10 protein-coding genes and 2 tRNA genes are annotated in these 12,457 nt (G+C 42.7%); all 12 read right to left on the reverse strand.

Features of this window, described 5'->3' with window-relative positions:
• Nucleotides 1-2 precede the first annotated feature (2 nt).
• The 12 genes from FZ941_RS02615 to FZ941_RS02675 all read right to left on the reverse strand — a co-directional run bounded on the left by FZ941_RS02615 (nucleotide 3) and on the right by FZ941_RS02675 (nucleotide 12,424).
• The gene (locus FZ941_RS02615) at nucleotides 3-890 is read right to left on the reverse strand and encodes a hypothetical protein (protein WP_148886737.1); all 888 of its coding nucleotides are present in this window, start codon (nucleotides 888-890) and stop codon (nucleotides 3-5) included.
• 4 nt (nucleotides 891-894) lie between these two features.
• Nucleotides 895-1,791 carry a hypothetical protein gene (locus tag FZ941_RS02620; RefSeq protein WP_148886738.1) on the reverse strand — a complete coding sequence of 299 codons (897 nt, stop codon included), beginning with the start codon at nucleotides 1,789-1,791 and terminating at the stop codon, nucleotides 895-897.
• A gap of 266 nt (nucleotides 1,792-2,057) precedes the next feature.
• Nucleotides 2,058-3,953 (reverse strand): ABC-F family ATP-binding cassette domain-containing protein, encoded by a 1,896-nt coding sequence (locus FZ941_RS02625; protein ID WP_148886739.1) that lies wholly within the window; start codon nucleotides 3,951-3,953, stop codon nucleotides 2,058-2,060.
• Nucleotides 3,954-4,051: 98 nt separating this feature from the next.
• Nucleotides 4,052-4,417 carry a hypothetical protein gene (locus FZ941_RS02630; protein WP_148886740.1) on the reverse strand — a complete coding sequence of 122 codons (366 nt, stop codon included), beginning with the start codon at nucleotides 4,415-4,417 and terminating at the stop codon, nucleotides 4,052-4,054.
• Between the two features lie 4 nt (nucleotides 4,418-4,421).
• Nucleotides 4,422-5,141 (reverse strand): matrixin family metalloprotease, encoded by a 720-nt coding sequence (locus tag FZ941_RS02635; protein ID WP_148886741.1) that lies wholly within the window; start codon nucleotides 5,139-5,141, stop codon nucleotides 4,422-4,424.
• 170 nt (nucleotides 5,142-5,311) lie between these two features.
• A complete protein-coding gene (gene rpsA / locus FZ941_RS02640; protein WP_015604624.1) occupies nucleotides 5,312-6,514 on the reverse strand; it encodes a 30S ribosomal protein S1 in 1,203 nt (400 codons plus the stop codon).
• Nucleotides 6,515-6,676: 162 nt separating this feature from the next.
• A tRNA-Gln gene (locus tag FZ941_RS02645) sits at nucleotides 6,677-6,748 on the reverse strand.
• 9 nt (nucleotides 6,749-6,757) lie between these two features.
• Nucleotides 6,758-6,838: transfer RNA gene (locus tag FZ941_RS02650), tRNA-Tyr, on the reverse strand.
• Between the two features lie 50 nt (nucleotides 6,839-6,888).
• Nucleotides 6,889-7,119 carry a DUF2969 domain-containing protein gene (locus tag FZ941_RS02655; protein WP_125371053.1) on the reverse strand — a complete coding sequence of 77 codons (231 nt, stop codon included), beginning with the start codon at nucleotides 7,117-7,119 and terminating at the stop codon, nucleotides 6,889-6,891.
• A gap of 92 nt (nucleotides 7,120-7,211) precedes the next feature.
• Complete coding sequence (locus FZ941_RS02660) at nucleotides 7,212-8,237, reverse strand: branched-chain amino acid aminotransferase (RefSeq protein ID WP_148886742.1); 1,026 nt, start codon at nucleotides 8,235-8,237, stop codon at nucleotides 7,212-7,214.
• 140 nt (nucleotides 8,238-8,377) lie between these two features.
• The gene (gene parC, locus FZ941_RS02665; RefSeq protein ID WP_148886743.1) at nucleotides 8,378-10,828 is read right to left on the reverse strand and encodes a DNA topoisomerase IV subunit A; all 2,451 of its coding nucleotides are present in this window, start codon (nucleotides 10,826-10,828) and stop codon (nucleotides 8,378-8,380) included.
• Nucleotides 10,829-11,611: 783 nt separating this feature from the next.
• On the reverse strand, nucleotides 11,612-12,424 hold the full coding sequence (locus FZ941_RS02675; protein ID WP_148886745.1) for an aminoglycoside 6-adenylyltransferase: 813 nt from the start codon (nucleotides 12,422-12,424) through the stop codon (nucleotides 11,612-11,614).
• Between the last annotated feature and the right edge of the window lie 33 nt (nucleotides 12,425-12,457).

A 12,457-nucleotide genomic window follows, 5' to 3' on the forward strand; every position in this document is an offset into this window, starting at 1 on the left:
GTTTAACTCCCAATCTTCTTTTCTACTAATTCTGAGTGCTTTTTCAAGTATCTCTTTCCATACCATTCTTCCACGGATTTACCTTCCCATTCACGATACTCTTCAGGGTATTTCCATTTATAGTAAGCTTGAAGGAAATAAGGAAAACCTATGAAAGCAACTACAGCAACCAATACAACATTACAAAAAATCCATAATAGCAAGAAACCAAATGCCTTTATTGAACCTGACACATCTACTGTAAAGATTCCTAAAATACGCTTTATGATAATACCTGCTCCTAAAATCCCCATACCATAGAGAGAAATTATTTTTGCAATCTTATAACGGAAAGTATTTCCCGAGACCTCACCATACATGAGTCGTCTTAATCCTCTTAACTCAATATTCCATATCGTATAAGTGACAATCATAATGATTCCATAGATGCCAATCATTTCCCAAGTTGCCAGATTTGCTAATAGAATATCAAACACGATTAAATCAATTTCCAATAAGAACCAAATCATAAATGTAAAAGTATGAAACTGATAGCGATATGGTAAAAGATAGACTGGTCTAATAAACTTTCCGAGTATGACTAAGAATAGCCAAATTAGAAGTAATATCAAAAAAACATTTACCGTTAATGACTCGTGCTTAGCTATCGGAAGGGTCAGAGTGTCACTTTCATGGAATGCCATAGATACAATAAGCAATAGAAAGTTGAACCCGACAGGAAAAATAAGTGATAAAATAAAACTTTTGATGCAGAACCAAAGAGAAGCTCTCCCTTTTTTGAAATAGTTAGCCGTCTTATTATGTTGCTCTTGCTGTAACTTTCGAAACCCATCATCTTCCAGACTCAAACTCTCTTCAAAACTGGCTGTAAATAGTGACTTTTTTGTCATAGGTTTAATTCTCAATCTTCTTTTCTACTAATTCTGAGTGCTTTTTCAGGTATCTCTTTCCATACCATTCTTCCACGGATTTACCTTCCCATTCGCGATACTCTTCAGGGTATTTCCATTTATAGTAAGCATAAAGGAAATAAGGAAACTCCATAAAAATAAGCATTGCAATTAAACCAAGGTTTAACAAAATCCAACATATGAAGAGACCAAAAACAGTTACGGAATGTGAAAAACTAATAGAAAAAGCTTTGAAAATATAATTAACAACCGCACCTAAGCCCAATAGACCTGCTCCATAAATAGCAAGACCTTTAGCAATTTTATCGAGTAAGCTAGGTGACTGAATTTCTCCATACATTCGTTTCTCCAAACTTTTAAGTTCTATCCTTAACATCCAATAAATTGAGGCTAAAAGAACACAAACAAGAATAAGAATTTCTAATATTGTTAGAAATGGTAATGCTAAACCAATAGCAGCGAGGTCGAACTCTATAACAAACCAAATCAAAAACGTTATGACATGAAAATGAGTCCTATATGGAAGAATAAAAAATGGTTTGATAAATTTACCAATTAGAACGAAGAGAAGCCATATAAATAATCCGATTGCATAGACAGGGGCCGTCAAAAAATTATGATTAGAAATTGGTAAGGCTAAATCTTTTGGATCACTACTATAAAGCATTGTTGAAAAAGCCAATAATAAGAAGTTGAAGCCAATCGGGAAAATAAGTGCCAATATACCATATAAAAGAGCGTTTTTAAAATAATCAAATACATTCCTTGGAGGTCTGGACGCTTTTTTATCTTGTTCCTTCAATTGATACTGTAAAAAACTATCATCTTCCAGATTTAAACTCTCCTCAAAACTAGTCTTAAAAATCGATTTCTTTTTCATTTTTAATCTCCAAACCAAGATGTCATAGATTTCCACCCACTCGAGACAGCCTTAACAGCGTCTCCTAAAAAGGACTCAGCACGCATGAGAAAGTTTAAAACTTACTCTAGGCGAGATGAGCCTTCAGGAAAAATCAAATTTTTTTCTACAAAAACGAAGGATTTAGTATAAGAAAATTCGCTTTTTGTCCTTTTTGGACTGATTTCACATGTGAATTAAGCATTCTGAGCTCTGGGGAGCTCATTTCTCACAGAAATTGCATACTCCTACACCTTCTCCGCCAGTTCTTCCCACTCTAGCATGGCTTCTTCTTGTTTGGCGGTCAGCTGGTCAATTTGCTGCTGGCCCTCCATGAGTTCGCCAGCGTCATTGGTTGCCTGCATGGCTTCCTGAAGCTGACTGATCTGGCTGTCCAAGTCCTCGATTTGCGCTTCCAGTTGTTCTAGGCGACGGGCCAGACGGCGCTGTTCTTTCTGGTTTTCCTTTTGGAGCTGGTAATCATTGGCAGGTGCTGGCTTGTCAGGACTGGCCTGCTCCGTCTCCTCACGCAACGCTTCCTGCTCTGCCTTTTTCTCCAGATAGTAGTCATAATCACCCAAATAAAGGGTGGATCCTGTCTCAGAAAGCTCGATGATCTGGGTAGCCACGCGGTTTATAAAGTAACGGTCGTGGCTGACAAAGAGCAGGGTACCGTCAAAGTCAATCAGGGCATTTTCCAGCACTTCCTTGCTGTCAATGTCCAGATGGTTGGTCGGCTCGTCTAGGATGAGGAAGTTGTTGTTTTCCATAGACAGCTTGGCTAGAAGCAGACGCGCCCGCTCCCCACCCGATAGCATACCGACAGACTTCTTGACATCGTCCCCCGAGAAGAGGAAAGCACCTAAACGATTGCGAATCTCGACCTCTGGCGTTAGCTTGAAGTCATTCCATAGCTCATCAAGAACTGTATTGCTGGGAGTCAGTTTGCTCTGGGTTTGGTCATAGTAACCCACTTCCACATTAGCTCCCAGCTGCTCCTTGCCTCGAATAAAGGGCACTTGGCCAAGGAGGGACTTGAGCAAGGTCGTCTTTCCAATCCCATTTGGCCCGACAATAGCTACCGCATTAAACTTGCGAATATCAAGGTTAATCGGCTCCGACAGGACTTCCTCTCCGTAGCCAATAGCTGCATCTTCCAAGGTCAGAACAACATTTCCCGAAACCTTATCGGATTTGAAGGTCATATTAGCCGAGCGACTGCCGGTCTCCGGCCTGTCCAAACGCTCCATCTTTTCCAATTGCTTACGGCGGGACTGAGCCCGCTTGGTAGTGGAAGCCCGAACTAGATTGCGATTGACAAAGTCCTCCAGCGCAGCGATTTCTTTCTGCTGCTTTTCGTAATTCTTGGCTTCAGTGGCCAGCTTCTGCTCCTTTTGGACCACAAAGCTAGAGTAATTGCCCACATAGCGATCCAAGGAATGTTTGGTCAAGTCCAGCGTGATGGTCGCAACCTTGTCTAGGAAATAGCGGTCGTGGCTGACGATGATGAGGGCACCTTTATAATTTACCAAATAATTTTCCAGCCAGGCGATGGTCTCGATATCCAAGTGGTTGGTCGGCTCGTCTAAGACTAGCAGTTCTGGCTTCTCCAAAAGCATCTTAGCCAGAGCCAGACGAGTATTCTGCCCGCCCGACAACTCAGAAATCTTCATCTGCCACATGGACTGGTCAAACTTGAAACCATTCAAAATCGCTCGAATATCGGCCTCGTAGGTAAAACCACCCTTCTGGCGAAAGTCCTCTGACAGCTGGTCATACTGGGTCATGAGAGCCGTCAGCTCTTCTCCTGACAACTCTCCCATTTGGAGCTCCATTTGCCGCAAGCGCTTCTCCTGCTGGCGCAGGCTATCAAAGACCAGCAGCATCTCGTCGTAGATAGTATTCTCCGACTCAAAGCGGCTGTCCTGAGCCAGATAGGACAGGGACAGATCTCGTTTTTTATTGATTTGACCAGAAGTCGGCTCTTCCTCGCCCACTAAAATCTTGAGCAGGGTTGACTTACCAGCTCCGTTTTTACCGACCAGAGCAATCTGGTCACTCTCATCCACCTGCAGGTTGATATTGTCAAAAAGTAGCTCCCCTGCAAAAGAGCGTTCAATCTTGTTTGCTTGTAAAATAATCATAAGACCATTATAGCAGATTTCCAGAAGTACAGCTATCAGAATTCAAGAGAAAGCGAACTCAGCTCCCCAAAAGAAAAAGACAGTCATACCTGACTGCCCTACATAAAACTATTGAGAATAGATTGATTCTGCAAAATCAGATAAATTCCTAGCAGAATCAGAACCGCAAAGATAACAAATTTTATCATCCCTTTGACAAAACGAACAATCCATAGAATAATCATGGAACCAATCAGCCACATAATGGCTGAATGCTGGAAAAATCCTTGAACTGTCTCCACATTCTCGCCAAAGAAGGCCTGAATGGGCGCTGGAACATGAGTTTCCCAAGCTGCTGTCACGCCTAGCTGGTTAGCAATGTCACTGCCGCTTTTCCACAGCCAAGCAAAAATGCCTGAGTTAAAAAGAAAAAGGAAAACTTGCTCTGGAAAGCGTCTAATAATATTAAAAATCGATTTTAGCATACCTTTATGATTGATACAAGTCTTTTACAGCCTGGATATCTATCGGCTGAATGCTATAAAATGAGCCTGCCGACTGCATCACTGATTCCTCCTCATTATGGTCTAATCCGATAGCATGGCCCAATTCGTGCGCTGCTGTATTGACAATCCGCTCATGAGAATAACCATAGCGTCTGTCCAGCAAGTAGTAACTATTGAGGCGAACGGTCACATGGGTAAATCGTTTGGTTAGGAGATTGGTCTGCGACTCAGCTTCACCAGCTGCACTGACGTTGCCATCGTTCATCTCCGCCGCAACAATGTCTGCCTTGTCTTTGTCATTGATGATTTGAAAGGTGAAGGCACCTGTTTGATTCCAAGAATCAATGGCCTCCTGATAGGCTGAACGGAAGGTTTCATTATTTGTATCGATATAAATTGTGGCGCTTGGCTGATCCCAACGAGCCCCTGTTGTTGCATGCTCATCTGTCAGCTGATGGGACTGAATTCCCTCATTAGTCTGAAAACCAGTGGAAAGTCCTTGATGCGTTAAGAATTGATCCACTTGAGTAACAGTAGTTCGAAGAGCCTGCGATAATCCCTCTGCCCCCGTCTCTGTCGAAGTAGTAAAATAAAAAACACCTACAAGAACAAGGAAACTGAGTGCCACAGACCAAATAAGCCCCCAGATGAGCCGCCAAATCAAGCGAAATACAAATCTAATACAATTGAAAATAAACTTCATGGCAAACTCCTTTCTCATAGAATGCACGAGAGACTTAGTCTAGCATTTTTGACTTAAACAAAACTAAATATACCTAAAGAGGTAACCCTCGCAAGTAAATGATCATGACACAAGCCCCACTTGAAAAGACGAAAAAAGAAGCTGAGAAACTCAGCCTCTTCTTAAGTAAATTACAATTCGATATCACCGAAAAGATCAGCCATTGAGAAACCAGTTTGAGTTTCTGGAAGCTCGAAGTCACGTTTTTCTTGACGACGTGGACGACGTGGACGAGATTGACGTTTTTCTTCTTTTTGGCCTTCTTCTTGAGCTGGACGCTCTTCAAGAGCCTTGATAGAAAGTGATACACGCTCAGCAGCAGCATTCACTTCAAGAACTTTAACAGTTACTTCTTGACCAACTTTAAGAGCATCTTTTGGATTTTCAACACGTTTGTGTGAAATTTGTGAGATGTGAACAAGTCCGTCGATACCTGGCAATACTTCAACAAAAGCACCGAAGTCAGTCAAACGTTTTACTGTACCTTCAACTACATCGCCAGCAGCAAGTTTTTGTTCAACACCATCCCATGGTCCAGGGGTTGTAGCTTTAAGTGAAAGAGACACGCGGCCTTCTTCTTCGTTCAAATCAAGAACTTTCACTTCGATTTCGTCACCAACTGAAACAACAGATTTTGGTGAAACGTTGCGTTCGTGAGAAAGTTCAGTCAAGTGAACCAAACCATCAACACCACCAAGGTCAATGAAAGCACCGAAGCTTGTGATGCGAGCAACTTTACCAGTTACAACATCACCAACATTCAATTTACCAAATACTTCTGCACGTGCTGCTGCAGCTTCTGCTTCTACAACTTCACGACGTGAAAGGATGAAGCGGTTTTCTTTTGGATCTACTTCTTTGATCTTAGCATCAAATTCTTGACCTACAAAACGTTCAGTGTTGCGAACGAAACGAGTATCGAGCATTGAAGCTGGAATAAATCCACGAAGTCCTTCAAACTCAACAGAAAGTCCACCTTTAACAGCACGAGTGCCCTTAACAGTAACAACTTCTTCTTCACGACCAACCAATTTGTCCCATGCTTTGCGAGCTTCTAAACGTTTTTTAGATACTAGGTAAGTAACTGTATCTGTATCTTTACCTACTACTTGACGAAGAACAAGCAATTCAAGTGTGTCACCTGGTTTTACAAAGTCATTGATGTCAGCATCACGATCATTTGTCAACTCACGCAGAGTCAAAACCCCTTCAACACCAGTACCAGCAATGGCAACATTAGCTTGGTTAGCATCCACTGTCAATACTTCAGCAGTAACGACATCACCTGGCTCGACTTGGCTAACACTGTTTAGCAAATCTTCAAATTCATTCATCTAAAAAAATCCTCCAACAATCAAGTATACTACTTGACATACTTATAATTATTTTCCTAAGCACCCGCAAACGACATTGATTTATCTTTACCGTTTTCCACCCTATAAAGAAATAAAATATCCGACGATATTTTATCCTTTATCTGATATATTACCTAAGAACTGGGGTAGCTGGATTCGAACCAACGCATGAGGGAGTCAAAGTCCCTTGCCTTACCGCTTGGCTATACCCCAATGATGAAATGGAGAGAGAGGGATTCGAACCCCCGAACCCGAAGGAGCGGATTTACAGTCCGCCGCGTTTAGCCTCTTCGCTATCTCTCCGACAATCAACGATATCAATTATATCATTAATCTAATAAAAGCGCAAGCCCTTATTTTCCTAAATTGTAGGTTTCAATCAAAGTTTCCACCGCTTTTTCAAGCTTTTTATATAAACTTTCAACATTTCCATTCTTGACAATAGCAAATTGGCCATCAAACTCGGCAATCTCGCCAATGACTTTTTTCCCAATAGAAAGGGTGTAGCCATCAAATTGGTCAGCGCCAAGCGTCACCTTGCTATCCGCAATCTGAATCTCAATTTTTTTATCTTTTTTACTCATTCTTCTACCTCTTTCAAGTTTCTATTTTACACAAAAATAGCAAAGCTGGCAAGTGATTTCCTCAATAAAAAGAGCCTCAAAAGGCTCTTGGGTTATTCGTCTACTTTTACAATCCAACCTTCTGGAGCTTCCACATCACCAAATTGGATACCAGTCAGCTCATCATACAGTCTGCGGGTCACTGGACCGACTTCTGTCTCGCTATAGAATACATGGAAATCATCGCCATGCTGGATTCCTCCAATTGGTGAGATAACAGCCGCAGTACCACAGGCTCCTGCTTCGACAAAGCGATCCAAGTTATCAATCGGAACATCACCTTCAATTGGCGTCAAGCCCAAGCGGTGCTCTGCCAAGTAAAGCAAAGAATATTTGGTAATAGATGGGAGAATGGACGGGCTAAGCGGAGTCACAAATTCATTGTCCTTGGTGATTCCAAAGAAATTGGCTGATCCAACTTCTTCAATTTTGGTATGAGTTGACGGATCTAGGTAGATAACATCAGAAAAGTTGCGAGACTTGGCCATTTTACCTGGAAGGAGACTAGCAGCATAGTTCCCACCTACCTTAGCTGCACCCGTACCATGTGGAGCTGCACGGTCATATTCATCCTGGATCAAGAAGTTAGTTGGAACCAAACCACCCTTGAAGTAGTTTCCGACTGGCATAGCAAAAATCGTAAAAATATACTCCTCTGCTGGTTTTACCCCGATGATATCTCCTATACCAATCAAAAGGGGACGAAGGTAGAGAGTTCCCCCTGTTCCATATGGCGGTACATATTCTTCATTGGCCCGAACAACAGCCTTACACGCTTCCACAAACATTTCAGTTGAAACTTGCGGCATCAAGAGACGATCGCATGTGCGTTGCAGGCGCTTAGCATTCTCATCTGGACGGAAAAGCTGAACACTGCCATCCTTGGTACGATAGGCCTTAAGTCCCTCAAAAGCCTGCTGGCCATAGTGAAGACTTGGTGAAGACTCAGAAATATGCAGGGTCGCATCTTCTGTCAGCTTGCCTTCCTCCCACTGACCATTCCGATAATAAGCGATATAGCGATAGGGCAATTTCATATATGAAAAGCCAAGATTTTCCCAATCAAGATTTACTGTCATAGTCTTTTCCTCTTTTCCTTATCTTTCAATTTATAGATACTCCCTATTGTACACCTTTTTCTGAAAAATTCAATCATTATTTTCAATTTTCTGAAAATTTATTTTTTAAACAAGCCAGTTCGTATGAACTGGCTTGTTGATTACTTGATATAAGCTGAGAAAACTTCTTCGTCTGAAATGGTATCAGAGATGAAGCTGCCATTGCTGGTGCGCTCAGACAGGCTGAGGTCAGTCAGATTGATTTCATAGGCCGTTCCTTTATTGGAAAGCACCTGCAAAATCTGCTCCTCACTGGCTTCTGCTTCTGTTGTAAAGAGGTCAAAGTCTGCTGCTTCGCCATAGACTGGACCAGCTGCGAAGACACGATGCGGCTTGGTCTTAAGCTCTCTCAGAACTTGAAGACCGCGATTTGCCCGACTAGTAACAGGAATATCTGCAACTGCCATACGCTTCAGTGAACCGCGCTGAGTCAGGATGTAAAGCGAGTCTGTGTTGGCGATAAAGGCTGCTGCTAAGACATCGTCCTTCTTGAGGTTGATGGCTTTAACCCCAGCCGCCTTAGCTCCGATAACCGGCACTTCCTCAATATTAAAGCGCAGGGCATAGCCATTCTTGGTTACGAGCATAACATCATCCAGCTTAATCGGCGCCAGAGCAATAACCTGGTCGTCTTCATTTTTCAGCTTGGCAAACTTGAGTGACTTGGACTTGTAGGTCCGCCAAGGACTAAATTCCTTGCGCTCTACACGCTTGATTTGACCCAGCTTGGTCACTGCAAAGTAAGTGCCTTCCTCAAAACTATCCAGCAATTCTGTATAGATAACCTCTTCCTTGGTATCAAAGTTGCTGATGGTCTGGCTGAGGTGTTCTCCGATTTCTTTCCAGCGGATGTCTGACAGCTCATGAACAGGCCGGTAAATGACATTTCCTAGACTCGTAAAAATCAGCAAGTGCTGAGTCGTCTTGGCCGGACTGAGGAAAATCAGTCGGTCATCATCACGCTTGCCTATCTCTTCTAAGGTCGACGCCGAGAAAGAACGCGGACTGGTCCGCTTGATATAACCAGAACGAGTCACGCTGACATAGGTTTCTTCCTCAACGATGAGACTAGCTGTATCAATCTCGATGGCGTTTGCTGTATCCTGCAGCTCGCTGAGACGCGGATTGCCAAACTTCTTCTTGACTTCGCGGAGCTCACGCTTCATAAGATTATACATGGTGCGCTCATCGCCGATAATGGCTGCCAGCATGGCAATCTTCTCGCGCAGCTCTGCTTCTTCCTCTTCCAGAACCACTACGTCCGTATTTGTCAAACGGTAGAGTTGGAGAGTGACGATAGCCTCAGCTTGCTCCTCAGTGAAATCATAGCTGACTTTAAGATTTTCCTTGGCGTCTGCTTTATTTTCTGAAGCACGAATCAGGGCAATCACTTCGTCCAAGATGGAAAGCACCCGAATCAGTCCTTCCACGATATGCAGTCGTTTCTCAGCCTTGGCCTTGTCAAAACGGCTGCGAGCCAAAATGATCTCCTTGCGGTGGGCAATGTAGCTGGTTAAGATTGGCACAATCCCTACCAAACGCGGCGTGAAATTGTCAATCGCCACCATGTTGAAGTTGTAATTAACTTGTAAGTCGGTGTACTTAAAGAGGTAGTTGAGAATCAGCTCAGTATTGGCGTCTTTCTTGAGCTCGATGGCAATGCGAAGACCATCCCGGTCGGATTCGTCCCGCACCTCGGCAATACCGGCCACCTTGTTATTGACCCGCACATCGTCAATCTTTTTGACCAAGACAGCCTTATTAATCTCGTAAGGAATCTCGGTGATGACGATTTGCTCTTTTCCGCCCTTCAGCTTTTCAATCTCAGTTCTGGAGCGCACCACGACGCGACCTTTGCCAGTCTCGTAGGCTTTCTTAATCTCATCTCGACCTTGGACAATAGCTCCTGTCGGGAAGTCTGGACCAGGCAGAAACTCCATGAGTTTGTCCACCTTGGCAGACGGATGATCAATCATATAGATAACCGCGTCAATGACTTCGGCTAGATTATGGGGCGGAATATCAGTCGCATAACCAGCAGAAATCCCAGTTGCTCCATTGACCAAAAGATTAGGAAAGGCTGCCGGCAAAACAGTCGGCTCTTTCTCGGTATCGTCAAAGTTCCAAGCAAAAGGAACGGTATCTTTCTCAATATCCTGCAAAAGATAGCCAGCCATTTCAGACAGACGCGCCTCAGTATAACGCATAGCCGCCGGTGGATCACCGTCCATGGAACCGTTGTTTCCGTGCATCTCAACGAGAATCTCGCGATTTTTCCAGTCCTGAGACATACGGACCATGGCATCGTAGATAGAACTGTCACCGTGAGGATGGAAATTCCCCATGATGTTCCCGACAGACTTGGCAGACTTGCGGTAGCCCTTGTCAAAGGTATTGCCGTCCTTGTTCATGGAATAAAGAATACGGCGCTGAACAGGCTTCAAGCCATCTCGAATGTCTGGCAGGGCCCGCTCTTGAATGATGTATTTGGAGTAGCGACCAAAGCGCTCTCCCATGATGTCCTCAAGGGACATGTTTTGAATATTGGACATAGGATACTAAGCCCGTAAAATGCAAAGTGAAAATAGGGAATTCTTAAAGCGAGCGATACTCACAAGAGAATTTATCTTTTTCACACAGTATTTAGGGCGTGTTCAACTCCTTTCAAAGAATGTAGAGTAGATTTTTACATTAATATTGGTAGTTAAGAAAAATATTTTTAGATACTATTTGAATCATTCACAAACACTTATTTAGATTAACCAAAAGCAACTATTCCCTATGGATTGTTCTTTCTTCTTTGAAGCATGTACAAATATAGACAAGGTAAATAAGAAATTATAGCAGTCGATATCAGCAAGATATCAAATACAAACTTTTGCCCTCGAAATAGCTCCTCCCAATGCATTGTATTAAGATAATGAAAAATTAAACCAAATAAATAACAGATACTTATAGGGAAGACTCTCCACTTGATTGATTTGTATAAATAATATAAGCGTATTGATTGATAGATTGTGGAAGAAATAAGCATAGGTAAACAAAAATCAATTAGAAAAAAATAAAACCTTAAAGCATCCTGAAACATATCTGTCCGATCTATAGGAAACAACCAAATATTACAAATGGTGATAATTACAGGAAAAAATAAACCATAAAATCTTTTGCCAAGTTTATTATTTTGTAAGGCAATATATATTGATAAGATTATGGACACAATCGGAAGAAATGGGAATAACATAGCAAATATTCCAAACATAAAATCCAACATACTATTTCACCTCAATAACTATTATAAACCAAAGATTTTTTTCATCTTGTAAGTGTCTCTAAAGCTATTTCAACTTCTCCTCAGCATACTTAATCATCTTTTCTGCGGTTGCTTTGTCATAGTGGAAGCCGGTTTTGCGAGAGAAAGCTTGTGCTTCTTTGTGGAAAAAGTCCATGGTATCTAAGAGAGACTGGGTAATTTTTTTCTGGTCGGAAAAGTCAAGCAAGGCTGTAAATTCCTTCTCTTTCTCAGCAGGCAAATACTGAAAGAGGTACTTGTAGTTCTTGCCAACATCGACCGCCCCCTTTTCTGCCGCTACTTGCCAAGCTAAAAGCTTGAGCAATTCTTGTTGGCAGATTCCATACAGATGATCCGTCGCATATATCAGGTGATTTCGATGAATGCCCTTGACCACATAGGCTGACACCCACCAAAATTCATTGCAGGATTTATCAAAATCAGTCTCACTGGCTGGTGCCGTCCAATAGCGCTTGGGTGTCGGTGCATAAGGAGCAAACAGCCCCTGCGGGTCATCCAGCACTGTGAAATCCGCTTCGCTATCTACCCACTCTTTGATGTGCTCCTTGGGACAGAGGGTCAAATCTATCCTATTGCCATCTTCAAAGAGCATGAGATAGAGGCGGCGATGGCCTAGTAGGACATGCTGCTCGATCATGCGCTTGCCAAACCTTTCCAACCAAGCAAGGTCAGCTATCAGACTATCAAAATTCTCCACAATATAGACCACATCATAGTCTTGGAACTCGTCCTTGGTAGCATTTGGGTTTGTCCGCGAGCCGGACATAGCAACAGCCTCGACCTGTAGCGCTTTTGCGGTTTGCAAAATTAAATCTAGCATTTCGGGTTCAGTTCTCATGGGAATACCTGCCTTTTCAGTGAAAACTTTAGA

It is taken from the genome of Streptococcus sp. Marseille-P6264 (assembly GCF_902460355.1).
GTDB lineage: Bacteria > Bacillota > Bacilli > Lactobacillales > Streptococcaceae > Streptococcus.